Raw genomic sequence first — 16876 nt, forward strand, 5'->3', positions numbered from 1 at the left:
GCACTCGCGGGGTTGACCGCCAGTAGCTGGCGGTCAACCGCCGTGCTGACGGGTCTTGCCCGGCCACACGGGTGACGAGGGGATTGTAGCGGGTCTCAGGATCCGGTCGACGCCGAGTTCTCGTGTCCCCAGTCACCCAGGCCCGCAGCCAGGTACTGCTGGACCGCACGTTCGGGAACCCGGAAGGAGCGCCCCACCTGCATGGCGGGCAGATCCCCGGAGTGAACCATGCGGTAGACCGTCATCTTGGATACGCGCAGCATGGCGGCGACCTCAGCCACGGTGAGGAAACTGGGCGCGCCCGCGGCGCTTGGTGGGGTCGAGGTGCCCGATGCCATGGCGGTGATGTCCTGTCTTCCGGTCGGATTGGACGCGAAAGGGGTCGGACCGTACACGACCCCGCGCGATTGCGGAACGGACCCAATATAACCTGTGTCCCAACTGTCGCACAGGCTCTTTCCTCCCACATTTGTCACGCGCGCCGCATCTCACACATCCGACACGTCTCAACCGGATGCCGCCGGGCACCGCACCTGCCACGACGGTACCCGTCGCGCCGCCTCATGGCCCACAATGGCTCCGTGTCCTCATCCGTGAGCCCCGAGTTCAACGCACACCCCGCGCCGTCGTCCTCCGGCGCCGCCATGATGGGGACGACGGAGCCCACCGACCCGCTTGACCCCGAGGGACCCGTCGAGATCGCGCGCCAACTGACGGCGCAGGAGGACGCCACCGGCCTACGCGGTCTCCTGGCCCGCATGGGGGTGCGCAGCCGCTTCGACCGGGTGGCCCGCTTCTCCCCCGCACGCCTGGCGGTCACCGTCTTCGCCATCATCGTCGCCGGCATCGCCGCCCTGCTCAGCCTGCCGATCGCCACCGCGAGCGGCCAGCGCGCCCCCTTCGTGGACGCCCTGTTCACCGCGACATCAGCGGTATGCGTCACCGGGCTGACAACCGTGGACACCGCCACCTACTGGTCCCCCTTCGGACAGCTGGTCATCGTCCTCGGCGCGGCGATCGGCGGCCTGGGGATCATGACCATGGCGTCACTGCTGTCCTTCGCCGTGTCCCGGCACCTGGGCCTGACTCAGCGCATGCTCGCCGCCTCGGAGAACATGGCGGGGCTGGGCGACGTCATCTCCCTGCTGCGCGCGGTCGCATACACGGCGTTCGGCGTGGAGGCGGTCCTGATGCTGGTGCTCCTGCCCCGCTTCCTCACCCTGGGACTCGACTTCGGGCACGCCGCCTGGTACGCGTTCTTCATGGCGTTGTCGATCTTCAACAACGCCGGCTTCGTGGTCATGCCGGAGGGACTGACGCCCTACGCCAGCGACTGGTGGGTGGGGCTGCCGATCGTGCTGGGCACCTTCCTGGGCGCCATCGGCTTCCCGGTGATCCGCGATGTGGTGCGCAACCGGCACCGCCCCCGTCAGCTGACGCTGCACAGCAAGCTGACACTGACCACGTACACCGCGCTGAGCGCCTTCTCCGCCGTGGCCATCGGCGCCTTCGAGTGGAACAACCCCAACACCTACGGAACGCTGTCCACCAGCGGGAAGCTCCTGACCGCGCTGGTCAACAGCGTCAACGCCCGCTCCTCAGGACTGTCAACGATCGCCCCCGAGCACATGCACGAGTCGACCTGGCTGCTGCAGGACGCGCTGATGTTCATCGGCGGCGGCTCGGCGTCAACGGCGGGGGGCATCAAGGTTTCCACCTTCGCGGTGCTGGTGCTGGCGATCCTCGCCGAGGCCCGCGGCGATCAGGACATCGAGGCCTTCGGGCGGCGCATCACCCTGTCCACCGTGCGGCTGAGCGTGGCCGTGGCCTTCATCGGGGCGAGCATCGTCGGCGTGTCCTCGCTGCTGCTGCTGGAGCTGACCGACCTGACCCTGGACCGCATCCTGTTCGAGGTGATCAGCGCCTTCGCCACCGTGGGCCTGTCCACGGGCATCACCCCGATCCTGCCGCCGGGAGCCAAGTACGTGATCATCGGCCTGATGTTCATCGGCCGCGTCGGCACCATGACCGCCGCCTCCGCGCTGGCACTGCGCGAGCGCCGCCGGGTGATCCGCATGCCCGCCGAGCGTCCGCTCATCGGCTGAGGCGCGCAGTCCGCTCAGCCGCCCAGCATGCCGGCCAGTGCGCGCGCGGTGGCGACGACGTCGTCGTGCCAGCCGGACTCGCCGACGACGATTCTCCGCACCAGCAGGCCCACGGCGGCATGGTGCACGACGGCGGCCGCCGCCTCCGGATCGAGGTGCCCGGCGACGTCGCCTCGGGCCTGCCAGCGCCCGAGGATGCGGGCGGTCTCGGAACGCACCCGGGCGTAGCTCTCGGCATTGGCGGCGCGCAGATCCGGTTGGCGCACCAGCTCCGCCCAGATGGCCGCCTGCAGGGCGGCGTCGGCCACCGTGCGCCCGCCGTCCTCCGCCCCGGCGTCGGCGCGGGGGCCTCCCTCCGCGCCGGTGCCGGCCGCGGCTTTGTACCTCCATGCCTGTTCCACGGCGTCGACGAAGGCGGACTCGAACGGCGGGAGCTCCTCACCGGCAGACAGCCCCGCCATCCACTCCACCACGGGGTCGGTCGCCTGCCCGAGGACCGCCCGGATCAGGGACTCCTTGCCCTGCGGAAAGTAGCGGTAGACGGTGGCGGAGGACATGCCGGCCTCGGCGATGATCTCGTCCATGGAGGCGCCGTCGAAGCCGCGGCGGGCGAAGCAGGCCTCCGCCGCCGCCACGATTCGGGCGGTCTGGCGATCCCGGTAGGACTGAGTGACGCGAGGCATGGGGACAGGATATGGCGCGCCGATACGCGTCCCGCCCCCACGCTCAACCCCGCCACATACAACAACGATCGTTTTGACTTGGACTCCGACAGTCATTAGCATCCCACGTCAAACAACAACGTGCGGTTTCATTAGGAGGGCTGTTGAGCACTTCCCACGCATTCGACCTTGACGCCCCGCCCCTGGGCGCGCGGGCACTCCCGGCCGCGACCGACCACGCCTTCCAGGCGCTGCGCTGGGCGGAGTTGATCGGCCCCCACGCGATCGACGAGATCAGCGCGCTGACGCCGCTGCCCCGCACCAATGCCGGCTGGGTCGGGGCGTACCTGCACCTGGCGCGCGGCGCCCGGACCGCGGGCAGGGACTTCGACGCCGTCGTCTATGAGCGCGCCGCCCAGTTCTTCATGAGCGGCGACGACCCGCGTCGGTCCCCCATCCGGGAGCGCTTTGTGGACTTCATGCGCCACCGCTTCGGTCTTTATCCCGTCGGCGTCCCCTGCGACGGCGCCGTTCTGGCCGCATACGACCTGCCGGCCCGGGGACTCGGCCCGGGCGAGGAGCCCCACAGCACTTGGGTGGTGTTCGGCGGCTTCGACTCCTATATCGAGGAGTGGTTCCCACTGCTGGACGCCGTGGCCCGGCGGGGGCACCGCGTGATCGCCTTCGACGGGCCCGGTCAGGGCGGCGTGCTGGAGGAACAGGGGCTGCCCCTCGTGGCGGAGTGGGAGCGGCCGGTGTCGGCGGTTCTGGATCACTTCGACTTAAGCGATGTGACTCTGATCGGCATCTCCCTGGGCGGCGAGCTCGTGATCCGGGCAGCAGCCTTTGAACGACGGGCCGAGCGGGTGGTGGCTTGGGATGTGATGGACGACTTCCTCGACGTCCTCATGCGGCAGGTGGCCCCCGTACCGCCGCACGTGGGACGGACGCTCTCCGGGCTGCCAGGTGTTCTGGTGGACGGGCTGCTCGCGCTGGCAAGCAGGCGGCCCGTCGTCCAGTGGGGCCTGGAACAGGGGATGCGAGTCACCGGCACGAAGTCCCCGGCGCAGTTCCTGCGCTTCGCCGGGCGGCTACGAACCCGTGAGGCCTCCGCACAGGTGCGCGGGGACGTACTTCTGCTCGCAGGCCGGCGCGACCACTACGTACCCCTGTCCCAGCTGAGCCGGCAGGCGCGCGCACTCACGGGCGCCCGGTCGGTCACCACGCGCGTATTCACCGACGTCGAGGGCTGCGCCACCCATTGCCAGGTTGGAGACCTGGGGCTGGTGGTGCGCACCATCCTGGCCTGGGAGGAGCCGTTGCTGCGCCGGGACCGACGGATCGCGTAGGGGATCTTGCGGACTGAGGGTGCGATGGGGCGGGCGCCGTTTCGCCGGAGCCCGCGCCCCCGATATGCACGAAGCGTGGAAGCCGTGCCATTTCAACCGAACTCAGCACGTAACAACAACCGACCTCGGCATGTAACTTCAACCGACCTCGGTGGGAGGGGACTACCGTTGGGCGCAGTATCCGTCCGGACCCACGACTAATCTGTCCGGACCCGCACCGCTACGAGGACTCATGCCTGACCGCTCCGCCTACAACGACTCGACCCTGGTGATCGGGCTCGGCCGCTTCGGCTCCGCCATGGCCGCCACCTTGGACCGCCTGGGCCGGGAGGTCCTCGCCGTCGAACGCGATCCCGTCCTCGTGCGCCAGTGGGCCGGGCGCATCCCGCTGGTGGAGGCGGACGCCACTGATATGGAGGCCCTGGAGCAGCTGGGGGCCACCGAGTTCGGCACCGCGGTGGTGGGCGTGGCCACCTCCCTGGAGGCGAGCGTGCTGATCACCGGCAACCTGGTGGACCTGGAGACCCCGCAGATCTGGGCGAAGGCCGTCTCCCGGGCGCACGGCCGGATCCTGCGGCGTATCGGCGCCCACCACGTGGTCTATCCCGAGTTCGATGCGGGGCAGCGCGCCGCCCACCTGGTGTCCGGCCGCATGCTGGACTACATCGAGATGGAGAAGGGCGGCTTCACCATTGTCAAGATGCGCCCGCCCGCCGAGCTGCACGGCTTCACCATCGGCGAGTCCAAGATCCGCTCCCGCTACGGGGTGACCGTCTTCGGCCTGATGAGCCCGGGTGAGGCCTTCGAGTACGCCACCCCCGCCACTCTGGTCTCCCCCGACGACGTGCTCGTGGTCGGCGGGGACGCCATGCTGCTGGAGCGCTTCGCCAACCGCGGCTGAGTCGCTTGCTTACCCGTCGTCGTGCGGATCGGCCTCCGCCTTCCGATCCGCGCGACGACGGCGTCTCATCCCCGCAGCGTGACGGCCACCTGTGGCACATCGGGCGCCGAGTCGAGAACCATCTCGCCGCTGCGGTCGGCGGCGGTGACCCGGTAGGTGCCGCGGAAGCCCGCCAGGCGCAGTTTTCCGTCGGCGTCGGTGCGTACAGTCGTCGGCGGCGTCCACCACTGGCCCTTGACCAGGTCGTGCAGGGCCGCGTAGCTGGGTTTCAGGGTGCCGTCGGCGCGGGCGAAGCCGACCGGGGCGCCCAGCCAGGCGCCGTCGTCGGTGAAGCCCCAGTAGGTGATCGCCTCGACGGCGGGGTGGGAGGCGAGCGTGGTGTAGTGGCGGCGGATCTCGTCGGCCTGGCGCTCCTCGCCCTCCGGGGTGCTGGGCCACTGCGGGATCTGGTAGTCGTTCAGGTCCACGATCTCGGGCGGCATGAGGTGACCGGAGACCAGCGTGGTCTCGGTGAAGTGCAGCGGCAGGCCGAAGCGGCTGAAGCGCTCGAGCACCTCATGGGTGCGCTCCTCGCCCCAGTAGCCCTGGTGCATGTGCGACTGCAGGCCGATGGCGTCGATCTTCACCCCAGCCTCCAGGCACTCCTCGATCAGCTGGGCGTACTTCTCGCTCATGTTGAAGTCGTTGAGCAGCAGGAAGGCGTCGGGGTTGGCGGCGCGGGCGGTCTCGAAGGCGAGTCGCACGATGCCCACGCGGCCGAGCCGCCGGGCGAGCGGGGTGATGGCGTTGTCCTCGGCGGTGAAAACGGGCATGATCACCACCTCGTTGATGGCGTCCCAGGTGTCCACCAGGCCGCGGAAACCACCCGCGTCGCGGGTGATGCGGGCGCGCAGGATGCGCTCGACCTCCTCCGGGTCGCGCCCCAGCAGCCACTTCGGCGCCATGGTGTGCCAGGCCAGCGGGTGCCCCTTGACGTCGGCCCCATGGGCGCGGATCCAGCGGGCAGTGTTGGCCAGGCGCTCGGTGCGCGGGTGTCCCTCCTCCGGCTCGAATGAGCGCCAGTAGAAGGGCAGGGTGGCCACGTTGAACAGGTCGAAGAAGCGGTCCGTCAGCGCCTGCGCCAGTTCCGGCCGGGCCCCGCCGAACAGGCTGTCCGCATTGGAGTTCTCCCCGTTGGCGACGGCGACGAAGTCGAAGCCGATGTTGCCGATTCCCAGCTCGTGCCGGGTCTGCTCGACGACGACGTCGGTCTCCGCCAGCGGCGCCCCGTCGGGGCCGGTCACGGTGATGACGCTCTCGGACAGGCGGTGGCGCATGGCTTGTGGGACGGTTACGGTGCTTACGTGGTTCAAGGCTTGCTCCTGTTGTAGTTCGTTTGCGGAAATAGTGCGATTCGCAGTGGGGTCCTAGATCTGGCTCATGCCGCCGTCGATGACCAGCTCCGCGCCGGCCACGTAGGCGGAGTCCTCGGCGGCGAGGAAGACGATCGCGGCGGCGGTCTCGTCGATCGAGGCGATGTGGCCCACGGGCACCATGCTCGTGATCCGGTCGATGGCCTCCTGCCCGCCGACGAAGTCGGCGAAGCCCTCGGACATGGTTGGGCCCGGGCTGGCCGCGTTGACCCGGATGCGTCGCTCACGCAGCTCGGCGGTGAAGGTGCGCGCGAGCGAGCGCACGGCGGCCTTGGAGGCGTTGTACACCGAGTGTCCGGGGTCGCCGTTGGAGCCGGAGATGGAGGACAGCAGGACGATCCGCGCGCCGTCCCGCAGGAGGGGCAGGGCCTTGCGGACGGTGAAGTAGGCGCTCTTGACGTTCAGGTCCATGACCCGGTCGTAGGTGTCCTCGTCCATCTCGGCCAGCGGCCGGTCACCGCCGCCGCCCGCATTGGCGACGATGACGTCGAGCGGGCGCCCGAGCGCCGCGATACGCCCCATGAGGCGGTCGAGGTCCTCCATGCTCGAGGCATCGCCCTGCACGGTCAGGCAGTTCTCGCCGAGTTCCCGGCGCGCCCGAGCGAGCATGTCGCTGCGGCGTCCGGTTACGACGACGTCCGCGCCCTCCGCGATGAGGCGGCGCGCCACGCCGTAACCGATGCCGGCGGTGGCGCCGGTGACGAGCGCGAGCTGATTTTCGAATCTACGTTCCATCGTTTGTCCTTCTGTGAGATGTCGGGCTCGCCGGGGGTGCGGACGAGCATGGATTCGGAAGGGGGGACAGCAGCCGGATGTCCCGCCCCGGCAACCGGGCGTCAACCACGCTCCCCGCGCGCGCCCGGGTACCAGTCCTCAAGCTGGTTCTCGGTCACCGCGATGAAGACGTCGTCCGGCCGAGCGCCCGCGGCCTCCAGGTGCCGTGCGACCGCCTGATACATGGCGCGCTTCTGCTCGACTCCGTACATCCGCACCATGAGCACGCGCACGATGACAACGTCCTCACGCCGACCACCGAGATAGGTGGGATGGGCGATGATCTGCTCCTTCGGCAAGGCGTGGATCACTTGGAAACGGTCCTCCCGGTCCATTCCGAGGCCCTCGACGAGGCCCTCATGAATGGCGTCGGCGTACTTCCGGCGAGTCTCCTGGGACAGTGCGTCGGAGAGCTCGATAGTGACCAGTGGCATCAGGCCCACACCTCCTTGACTGCGCGAACATTGCGTCCCCTCTGGATGGACTCCTCAATGGCCAGGGCGAGGTAGTGGTCCTGGCAGGCCTCGGCAAGCGGGTAGGGCTCCGGGGCCTCACCACGCGCCCACGCGCCGACCTCGAGGAGGAAGGAGGCGACGGCGATGTCGTCCTCCGAGAAGCGGCTTCCCAGCCAGGGATTGCGGTAGACGATCTGCCCGTCGAAGGCAACGGCGGCGAGCTCGTTGCCTTCGAGGTTCATGTCGACTCCAAGCCGCCTGTAGCTCAGAGGAGACGAGACAACGCCCTCATCTGTCAGGCGCACGACATTGTCGTCGACAATCTCCCCCTTCTCGCCCCGCACCAGGATCCTCCGCGACAGCAGGGGGTTCCACCACTGGTTGTCGGTGAACAGGTACAGGCCGCAGCGTCCGTCGCCGAAGTCGAGTGTGGCGATAGTGGTGGCCATGTCCTTGGGCTGCGGATTAGCCTCCCACCCGGAGAAGGACAGCGGATCGACCAGCGGCGCCGTGAACCGGTGCGCGTTGACCACCGCCTCGTCCATGCCGGCACCGAGGAAGCTCCTGATAAGGGACATCGAGTGATACATATGGGTTGAGGCGACCTCCACGAAGGTCGGGGCCCCGATCACACCCCGGTCCACGACGGCCTTGCGGCTCGCGTGGCCGGGCATGCGCAGGTACTGCTCTGCGACCTGGACGAGGCCCGTGGACCCGACGTCGTGCCATAGCGCCCGTAGCCCCTCCAGGTCCGGTGCCGGAGGGGTCTCGGCGAGGACCTTGACGCCGCGAGCGACGAGGTCGCGGACGACCCCGGGCATCGAGGACCAGGACACGCAAGCGATCACGAACTCCGGATCGGTGGCGAGCAGATCTTCCACGGCGGGGACAACCGGCACGTCCCAGCCGTCGCGAATACGGGAGCGGGAGGGCTCAGAGCGAGCCAGTACCCCGGTGCAGTTCAAGACTTCGGGGACTGTGGCGGCAATACGGAGGAAGAACTCCGATCTCCACCCGGCCCCGATGATGGCGAAGCGGATGGGAGGCGATGATGTTGTCATACTGCTCGGCTTTCGTGTCAGTGGGCGAAGCAGCGCCCTGGGTGGTTGTGACAATGAGGAGACCGCTACTTGAGTGCGCCGGCCGCCATGCCCCGCTCGAAGTACTTCTGGGCGGACAGGTAGGCGATCACGGCCGGCACGGCCGTGATTACCGCGGCCGCGAGCACTCCGGTCTGGTCGTTGGTGTACTGGCTCGTGAAGAACGAGGGCAGGAGCGTGACTACCTGCTTGCCCGGATCATTGAGCATGAGCATCGGCAGAAGATATGAGTTCCAGGAGTTGATGAAGGTCAGTACGACGATCGTCGCGGCAATGGGCCGTGTCAGTGGAAGGATGACGTGGCGGAAGACCTGCAGGATGCTCGCTCCGTCGACTTTGCCCGCCTCCATGAGCTCGTTGGGGATACCGCCCACGTAATTGCGGGCGAGCAGCACCGTGAAGGGCGTCTGCAGCGCCGCAAGAGGCAGAATGACCGCCGCATACTCGTTGTAGAGGTCGAATCGTGAGGCCATGACGAACAGCGGCGTGAGCAGGACGGCCTCGGGCATCGTCAGCGCCGCCAGCAGCGCCCAGAACCAGATCTCCTTGCCGCGGAACCTGAGCTTGGAGAAACCGAAGGCGGCGAGCATCGTGACCACGTAGACGATCACGACCACGCTGACGGCGATGATGGCGCTGTTCCTGAAGTAAGTCGGCACGACGCCGGTTGCGAAGACCTTCTGGTAGTTGCCGATGCCGCGGCCCGCGAACGATCCCTGCACCATCGCCATCAGCGGGAGCAGGAAGGGGACGGTCAAGACCGTGGCTAGAGCCTGGATCAGAACCCTGGAGCGTCGGCTACGAGAGTCGAACATGTCAGTTCGCCCCCTTTCTGCTGCGGACGCTGGAGGCGACTCCGCCGACAATGGCGAGGACAAGCAGGATCACCGCGACGGCAGCCGCATATCCGAAGTGCTTCTCCTGCACCATGGTGTGGTAGATGTAAGTGCCGAGGAACTCGGTGCCGTGGTTCGGTCCACCCTTGGTCACGAGGTAGGGCACGTCAAAGGTCTTCAGGGCGCCGATGAGGCCGAGAATGGCCAGCGCGCCGGTGGTTCCCCTGCACATCGGCCAGATGATCGAGCGCATGGTTCGCACGCCTCCGGCACCGTCGATCCTTGCGGCCTCGAGTATCTCGGAGTCGATCTGACTCATCGCCGCGTAGTAGAGGATGAAGGTCATGCCGGTCCACTGCCAGACGGTGACCACCATGACCACCCCCATCGCGGTGGACGGGGAGGCGAGCCAGGGCTGGCTCAGCCAGCCGAGCCCGACGTGCTGCAGGAGCCAGTTGAGCTGTCCATCGGCGTCGAAGATCTGACGGAAGACCGGGGCCATGGTCGCGGGGGCCAAGACGGTCGGCACGAAGATGATCACCTTGTACACCGCACCCAGGCGGACCCTGGAATGCAGCAGCGCCGCCAGAATGAACCCCACGGCCGTCTGCACGGTGAACGTGATGATGAAGAAGTACAGGGTGTGCCACAGGGCTCCCCAGAAGACGTTGTCGCCGACGAGCTCGGCATAGTTCCCCGCACCTATGAAGTCGGGTGCGGAGAGGATGAAACCGTTCCAGTCAAGCGTGGAGACGAAGCCCGTGTACCCGATCGCGAAGTAGACGAGCCCGATGACCAGGACGGCCGCGGGCAGGATCCAGGGCAGGCCCCATGACTGCATGTCGATGCCACGCCGCGCCGCGGCCTCGGTCCCGGAAGCACGCTTTGCCCGGGCGGGGCGTACGACCGTCATAGCGGTTCTCCACTCGTCGCTGCCGCATCGTGGAGAGACCGCTGTGGAAGCAACTCAGGCATTGCGCTCACCTCTCCGAGTCCACAACCGCCTGTAGCGCGGACAGCACTTCCTCGATCGTGACCGTCCCCGCGATGAGGCCGATCAGACCGTCCCGGTAGGCGCTGTTGAGATCCGCGCTGACGTCGGCGAAACGCGTGACACTGCTGCCGCCGGCCTGCTCCGTGTACGTCTGCAGGGGCTCCCTCTGCACCTCGGGGTCGACCAGGTCGATGGCGTCCCAGTCGGGGGTGACTCCCTCAAGCGCGGGGATGTCATTGAGAGTGTCGGCGATCGCCTGCTGACCGGCACTTGAGGCGGCCAACCAGGTGGCGAATGTCGTGGCCGCGGCCTGCTGCTGAGACATGCCGCTGACGGCGACACCGTAATCCGCGTCACCGAAGTAGCCGCCGATATTGCCCGTGCCCGCAACGTCCGGGAAGTCGATCGGAAGGATCGTGAACGGCTCCGGGTTGGACACCCCGGCGGCCTCCATGGCCGCCACCATCGCGTCCTTGACCGCGTACTGCGTGTACCAGGACCCCATCATGATCATGGCGTACTTGCCGGACATGAACATGTTGTTGGCGTCAGGGTACTGCTGGAGCCCGATCGCACCCTCCTGCATGATCCCCTCATCGAAGAGGCTCTGCCAAATCTCGAGGCCCTGGGTGAAGACCGGGTCGCTGAACGGGATCTCCCCCTTCGCAGCCGCCACATATGAGCCCGGCCTGATGTTCTCCATGATCGCCTCGAAGGTGTCCATGTCGAAGGCGTGCTGGCCGGCGCCCTGAACGAAGCCGCCGACGCCCGCCGCTCGGAAGGCCTCGCAGGCCGACTTCCACTCGGCCAAAGTGGTCGGATGCTTGACACCGTGCTCGTCAAAGAGGTCCTGGTTGACCCACAGGCCGCCGGAGTACACGGCGCCGGCGGACAGGCCGACCAGCTTGTCGCCGACCGTGAGTCCGTCGACCCCGATCGAGGCGAGCCTGCTCCTCCAGTCGTCGCCCAGCGCCGCGGTGACCGCCTCCGTAAGGTCGATGGCGCCGGCTTCGAAGGTCTGGACTCCGCCGTTGGCAGAGCCAGGAGCGACGTTGAAGACGTCCGGTCCGTCCTTGGAGGTGATTGCGGGGCTGAGCACGGAGTCGTAGGAGTCGATCGGCTTGGAGACGAACTCGACGTGAATATCGGGGAACTCCTGGTTGAAGGCCTCGATGATCTTAGCCGCGTTGGCGGCGTCCGGCGTCCAGCCCCACCAGGTGATGTCACCGGTCGTGGCCGAGCCCTGCTGCTCCTGCCCGCCGCCGCACGCGCCGATGCCGGCAGCGATGGCGATAGATGCGGCTAGACCGCCGAAGGATCGACGAGTCATGGGAAAGTTTCGCGAGTAGTGCATCATTGCACCTTCCTCCTAGCAAGCTCATTGTCCCCAAGAAGGGTTGCACACACCTTCGAGTGCCACGAAAGTTTCTTTTATCTTTCGTGGCTCGCTAATCTAGTTCCATCGGCTGGTCCTGTCAAGAGAGGAGCCCCGACGATGAGCCAGCGGGTCACAATCGCCTCCATCGCCCGGCAGGCCGGGGTCTCGGTCCCGACGGTCTCGAAAGTGCTCAACGGCCGCCCCGGCGTTTCAGAGACGACGCGCCGCGAGGTCGAGGCGCTCGCGTCGGCGCTCGGCTACAAGCCCCGCCACACCACCCGCCCGGCTCCGAGCCATCTGGTCGACTTCGTGATCTCCGGGCTCGACACGCAGTGGGCATCCGCGCTGCTCACCGGCGCCCAGGCCGAGGCCGCCCGCAGAGGAAAGGACCTCGTGGTCACCGCGACCCACGGATCTCCCGTCGGGGGAGCCCACTGGGTGGATCATCTGGTCACCCGCGGCTCCGCAGGAGTGGTCGTCGTCGTCTCGGAACTGCTCGAGGTGACCGAGCGCAAGATGCGCCAGCTGAAGATGCCGGTGGTCCTTCTCAACCCGTCAGGACACCAGCACCGTGACATCCCCACCGTCGCGGCCACGGACTGGGCGGGCTCACGGGACGCCACAGAGCACCTGGTCTCCCTCGGTCACCGCCGGATCGCCTACATCACCGGCCCGATGGACCTCGTCTCTCACCAGGACCGTCTTGACGCCTACCGCTCCGTCCTCAGCCGCCACCAAATCCCCTACGACCCCGAGCTCGTCGTCACCGGCAACTCCCTGTTCGAGGGCGGCTACCGGCTCACGCCGCGGCTCCTCGCCCTGGACAACCCGCCGACGGCAATCCTCAACGGCTCCGACGAGCAGGCCTACGGCAGCTACCGGGCGATCAAGGACGCCGGCTTGGCCATCCCCGAAGACATCTCCGTCATCGGCTTCGACGACGTGGACCTGTGCCAGTGGGTCTCGCCCCCCATGACCACCGTCCACCAGCCCCTGATCGAGATGGCGCAGGAGGCCACGCGCATGGTCATCGATCTCTCCGAGGATCCGCACGCGCCGGCGCAGAACATCGAACTCGCCACGACCCTGGTCGTGCGTTCATCGACAGGGCCCGCGCCCCGCCACTGAGCGGAGCGGCATCAGACCGGACGGGAGCCGCCGCGCACTCGCCCGCGCCCGGCCTCGTCACTCCTTGGCGGCGGCCGCGGTCATGGCGTCGACGATGCCCTGGGCGTCGCCCTTGCCCGCCAGCATGTCGACCACCGCGACGTTGAGCGCGTTGCCGATGTTCTGCCCCAGGGAGGTGTCCAGCCACACCTGCGAGTAGGCGGCGTCGTTGCCCGCCTGCATGGCGTCGGCCAGGGGGCCCGCCGCGATTACCCCCTGGGCGTCCCGGTTGGCGGGCAGCATGTCGAAGGCCTCGGCGTAGGCCTCCTGGTTGTCCTTGGTCATGATGAAGTTGAGGAACTCGGCGCACAGCTCGGCCGGGGCCGTAGCCGAGCAGGAGTAGCCGTCAACGCCACCCATGATGGCGGTCGGATCGCCCTCGCCACCCTCAACGGCGGGGAAGGGGAACCAGCCCAGATCGGGAAGCGGCTGCTCATCCGGGGTCAACGAGGCGATGACACCCACGTCCCAGGTGCCCATGAGCTCCATGGCGGCCTGGTGGTTTGCCACCAGGCCCGCGGATGAACCGGCGCCCTGCTGGGCGGAGGTGGTCAGGAAGCCGCTGTTGAAGGGCTCGGTGGCGGCGAAGTCGGCCAGATCCTCCCCGGCGTCGACCCAGCACTGGTCGGAGAACTCCAGCTCCGACAGCGACGTCTCCAACCTCTCCTGACTGCACTCGCGCAGCACGAACTGGTAGTACCAGTGGGCGGCGGGCCAAGCGTCCTTGCCGCCCAAGGCGATTGGAGCAGTGCCGGACTCCTTCAGCTTGGCCACCGCGTCGGACAGCTCCGCGATCGTCGTCGGCGTCTCGGTGATGCCCGCAGCGTCGAACAGCTCCTGCGAGTAGTAGATCCCCTCGGGCTGGAAGGAGGTGGGCATCGCATACAAGGAACCGTCGATGGTGTAGGGCGCGAAGGTGCCCTCGGCCACCGATTCGCGCACCTCCGGGTCCACCAAATCCGTGATGTCGAGCAGCTGGCCCGCCTCGACCATGTCGGCCATCTTGCCGCCGCCGCGCTGGACGAACAGGTCCGGGGCCTGCCCGCCGGCCAGCGCCGTCTGCAGCTTGCCGTCGATGTCCTCGTTGGAGATCGCCACCACGTCAATGGTCACGCCCTCGTGGGCGGCCTCGAAGTCGGCCGTGACCTCCTCCCAGTACGCCGCCCAGGCAGGCGTGGTGGAGTTGTTCCAGAAGGTCAGCGTGACCTCCTCCCCACCGTCGGCCGAGTTCGCACCGCATGCAGTCAGCGCCAGCGAGGCGGCCAGCACGGCGGCGGCTCCGAGGCGGCGTCCGCGCCCCGCAGATAGCTTCATCCTTGAAACCTCCGTAGATCGTTTGTGACTGGTGGAAGCCGTGGCAGGCGCCCTCAGGCGGGCGTCACGTCCACCGGCGTGGTGAGTACGCGGCCCTCGCCGACCTCGCGACGAGCGCCGGTGATTTCGACGGCGAGCGGCGCCAGCCGGTCCTCGCTGCTGGTGCCGGCGGCGAGCAGGATCTGCCCGGGCTCGACGATGCGCCGGTGGTCTACGCCGGTGAAGGAGGTGCGGTCGGCGTGCACGGTGAAGGTGACCCGCTTGGACTCCCCCGCCTCCAGGTCCACCTTGGCGAAGCCGATGAGGGCCTTCAGCGGGCGCACCACCTCGGCCACCGGGTCGGACAGGTACAGCTGGACCACCTCGGCGCCGGCGCGGTCGGAGGTGTTGGTGACCGTGACCGCGTACTCGACCTGGCCGCCCGCGTCCATCCGGGGGGCGGCCACGGCCGGGTCGGTGAGGGTGAAAGTCGAGTAGCCGAGCCCGTAGCCGAAGGGGTACAGCGGCGTGGGGTCCAGGTTGGAGATGCCATCGGCGTGCCAGGCGAGCGGCGCCGCCAGATAGGTGCCCGGCTGGCCGCCGCGGCCATTCGGAATGGCGACGGGCAGCCGCCCGGAGGGGTTGACCGCTCCGGTGAGCACGCCGGCGATGGCGTCGGCGCCCTCCACGCCCGGCATGAAGGCCTGCACGATGGCGGCGCAGCGGTCGGCGTACTCCCCCAGCGCATAGGGGCGGCCGGTGACCAGCACCAGCACGGTGGGCGTGCCGGTCGCCAGCACGGCCTCCAGCAGCTCCCCCTGGCGTCCGGGCAGGCCCAGGTCGACGACGTCGCAGCCCTCCCCCGAGGTGCCGCCGCCGAAGAGCCCGGCGATGTCCCCGAGGGTCACTACGGCCACCTCGGCGGCCGCGGCGGCCGCGACGGCGGCCTCGAAGTCCTCGGCGCGCCCGTCGATGAAGCCGACGCCCCGGTGGAAGGTGGCCCCACCGGGGCGGGCGGCACGCAGCGCCTCGGGCAGGTCGCGGATCTCCAGCCCGGTGGTGCGGCCGCCGTCGCGGCTGAGCACGTGGTTGGGGAAGGAGTAGCAGCCCAGGAAGGAGCGCACGTCCTCCCACACCGGGCCGGACACGGCCACGCTCGCCTCGGGGGCGAGCGGCAGCACGCCGTCGTTCTTCAGCAGGACCACCGACTCCTCCGCCAGGGCGCGGGCCACCGCCCGGTTGCCGGGAGAGTCCAGGTCGCGGCCCGTATCGACGCCGGTGGTCGGCTCCCAGCCGGCGTCGAGCAGGCCCAGCTGGGCCTTCTGGGTCAGGACCCGGACGACGGCGGTGTCGAGCTCGGCCTCGGTGAGCAGGCCGGCGTCCAGCGCCGCCTCGAGGTGGGAGTAGCAGGTGGTCTCCGGCAGCTCCACGTCCAGCCCGGCGCGTACCGCCAGCGCGGCGGCGTGGGCGTAGTCCCCGGCGACGTGGTGCATGGCCTGGAGGAAGCGCACCGACCAGTAGTCGGAGACCACCGTGCCGGAAAAGCCCCAGCGCTCGCGCAGCACCTGCGTGAGCAGGTGGTGGGAGGCGGCCACCGGTTCGCCGTCGATGTCGGAGTAGGAGTTCATGACGGCGGCGACGCCGCCCTCGCGTACCGCCATCTCAAACGGCGGCAGCATGACGTCCTCCAGCTCGCGCACGCCCATGGGCACCGGGGCGTGATTGCGGCCGGCCTTTGAGGCCGGGTAGGCGACGAAGTGCTTGAGGGTGGCGTGTACTCCCTGGGCCTGCAGGCCGCGCACGTAGGCGGTGCCGAGCGTGCCCACCAGGTAGGGGTCCTCCCCGCAGGTCTCCTCCACGCGCCCCCACCGGTAGTCGCGCACGACGTCGAGCAGCGGGGCCAGGCCCTGGTGGACGCCGACGGCGTGCAGGTCGGCACCGATGCGCCCGGCCATCTGCTCCACGAGCGCGGGTCGCCAGGTGGCGCCCCAGGCGATGGCGGCCGGGTAGACGGTCGCCCCCAGCGCCGTGAACCCGGTCAGGCACTCCTCGTGGACGATCGCCGGGATGCCGAAGGCGTTGCGGGCGATGACGTCACGCTGCAGGCGCGCCAGCTTGGCCGCTCCCTCGGCGACGCTGACGGGGTCGGTGCCGTATATGCGGGTGAGGTGTCCCAGTCCGTCGTCGACGCTCTCCTCCCAGCCCTGGCGCCCGGCCTTGAACGCGTCCTCCATGGGGGCGACCGGGTGACCGGTCTCGGATGCGTCCGCGTCGCCGTCGTGCTCGCCGTCGCCGGCCGGCTCCGGTGCGGGCACGGCCTGTTCCTCGTCGCGCTCCCAGAAGGAGGCGAGCTGGTGGATCTTCTCCCGGCGGCTCATGGCGGCGAGGAGGGCTGCGGCCCGCTGGTCGGCAGGCAGGGAGGTGTCGTTCCAGGTGTTCACGGTTGGCTC

The 16876-nt window shown here is 68.7% G+C and carries 15 protein-coding genes; 4 read left to right on the plus strand and 11 right to left on the minus strand.

Annotated features, from left to right (window positions below; genetic code table 11):
• Positions 1 to 95 precede the first annotated feature (95 nt).
• A complete protein-coding gene (locus tag E4J16_RS11615; RefSeq protein ID WP_136192517.1) occupies positions 96 to 338 on the minus strand; it encodes a helix-turn-helix domain-containing protein in 243 nt (80 codons plus the stop codon).
• A 420-nt stretch (positions 339 to 758) separates the two neighbouring features.
• Here E4J16_RS11615 and E4J16_RS11620 point away from each other — a divergent pair, with 420 nt between their 5' ends.
• Positions 759 to 2105 carry a TrkH family potassium uptake protein gene (locus tag E4J16_RS11620; RefSeq protein WP_240038468.1) on the plus strand — a complete coding sequence of 449 codons (1347 nt, stop codon included), beginning with the start codon at positions 759 to 761 and terminating at the stop codon, positions 2103 to 2105.
• A 14-nt stretch (positions 2106 to 2119) separates the two neighbouring features.
• Here the strand turns inward: E4J16_RS11620 and E4J16_RS11625 are convergent, their stop codons facing one another.
• On the minus strand, positions 2120 to 2788 hold the full coding sequence (locus tag E4J16_RS11625; protein ID WP_136314066.1) for a TetR/AcrR family transcriptional regulator: 669 nt from the start codon (positions 2786 to 2788) through the stop codon (positions 2120 to 2122).
• Positions 2789 to 2931: 143 nt separating this feature from the next.
• Here E4J16_RS11625 and E4J16_RS11630 point away from each other — a divergent pair, with 143 nt between their 5' ends.
• Both E4J16_RS11630 and E4J16_RS11635 read left to right on the plus strand, forming a co-directional pair.
• Positions 2932 to 4116, plus strand: a complete 1185-nt coding sequence (locus tag E4J16_RS11630; RefSeq protein WP_136314067.1) for an alpha/beta fold hydrolase — start codon at positions 2932 to 2934, stop codon at positions 4114 to 4116.
• 232 nt (positions 4117 to 4348) lie between these two features.
• Complete coding sequence (locus E4J16_RS11635; RefSeq protein ID WP_136192521.1) at positions 4349 to 5017, plus strand: potassium channel family protein; 669 nt, start codon at positions 4349 to 4351, stop codon at positions 5015 to 5017.
• Between the two features lie 65 nt (positions 5018 to 5082).
• Here the strand turns inward: E4J16_RS11635 and E4J16_RS11640 are convergent, their stop codons facing one another.
• From E4J16_RS11640 to E4J16_RS11670, 7 genes are all read right to left on the minus strand, one after another.
• The gene (locus E4J16_RS11640) at positions 5083 to 6369 is read right to left on the minus strand and encodes an endo-1,4-beta-xylanase (protein ID WP_204519822.1); all 1287 of its coding nucleotides are present in this window, start codon (positions 6367 to 6369) and stop codon (positions 5083 to 5085) included.
• A 54-nt stretch (positions 6370 to 6423) separates the two neighbouring features.
• The gene (locus E4J16_RS11645) at positions 6424 to 7164 is read right to left on the minus strand and encodes an SDR family NAD(P)-dependent oxidoreductase (protein WP_136314068.1); all 741 of its coding nucleotides are present in this window, start codon (positions 7162 to 7164) and stop codon (positions 6424 to 6426) included.
• A gap of 101 nt (positions 7165 to 7265) precedes the next feature.
• Positions 7266 to 7637, minus strand: coding sequence for a tautomerase family protein (locus E4J16_RS11650; RefSeq protein ID WP_136192523.1), 372 nt, complete (start codon positions 7635 to 7637; stop codon positions 7266 to 7268).
• Positions 7637 to 8719, minus strand: coding sequence for a Gfo/Idh/MocA family protein (locus E4J16_RS11655; protein ID WP_136192524.1), 1083 nt, complete (start codon positions 8717 to 8719; stop codon positions 7637 to 7639). Before E4J16_RS11655 ends, E4J16_RS11650 begins: the two co-directional genes overlap by 1 nt.
• Before the next feature lie 65 nt (positions 8720 to 8784).
• A complete protein-coding gene (locus E4J16_RS11660; protein WP_086614130.1) occupies positions 8785 to 9573 on the minus strand; it encodes a carbohydrate ABC transporter permease in 789 nt (262 codons plus the stop codon).
• Position 9574: 1 nt separating this feature from the next.
• On the minus strand, positions 9575 to 10507 hold the full coding sequence (locus E4J16_RS11665; RefSeq protein ID WP_204519823.1) for a carbohydrate ABC transporter permease: 933 nt from the start codon (positions 10505 to 10507) through the stop codon (positions 9575 to 9577).
• A gap of 67 nt (positions 10508 to 10574) precedes the next feature.
• Positions 10575 to 11918 carry an ABC transporter substrate-binding protein gene (locus tag E4J16_RS11670; protein ID WP_168709495.1) on the minus strand — a complete coding sequence of 448 codons (1344 nt, stop codon included), beginning with the start codon at positions 11916 to 11918 and terminating at the stop codon, positions 10575 to 10577.
• 165 nt (positions 11919 to 12083) lie between these two features.
• Between E4J16_RS11670 and E4J16_RS11675 the strand changes: the two genes are divergently transcribed.
• Positions 12084 to 13094, plus strand: coding sequence for a LacI family DNA-binding transcriptional regulator (locus tag E4J16_RS11675; RefSeq protein WP_086614132.1), 1011 nt, complete (start codon positions 12084 to 12086; stop codon positions 13092 to 13094).
• Positions 13095 to 13151: 57 nt separating this feature from the next.
• Here E4J16_RS11675 and E4J16_RS11680 read toward each other — a convergent pair whose 3' ends face one another.
• Positions 13152 to 14447, minus strand: a complete 1296-nt coding sequence (locus E4J16_RS11680) for an ABC transporter substrate-binding protein (RefSeq protein ID WP_136314070.1) — start codon at positions 14445 to 14447, stop codon at positions 13152 to 13154.
• Positions 14448 to 14500: 53 nt separating this feature from the next.
• Positions 14501 to 16867, minus strand: coding sequence for a glycoside hydrolase family 3 N-terminal domain-containing protein (locus tag E4J16_RS11685; RefSeq protein ID WP_204519824.1), 2367 nt, complete (start codon positions 16865 to 16867; stop codon positions 14501 to 14503).
• Positions 16868 to 16876: the final 9 nt, after the last annotated feature.

Origin of the sequence: Actinomyces procaprae (assembly GCF_004798665.1) — a bacterium.
GTDB classification, from domain to species: Bacteria; Actinomycetota; Actinomycetes; order Actinomycetales; family Actinomycetaceae; genus Actinomyces; species Actinomyces procaprae.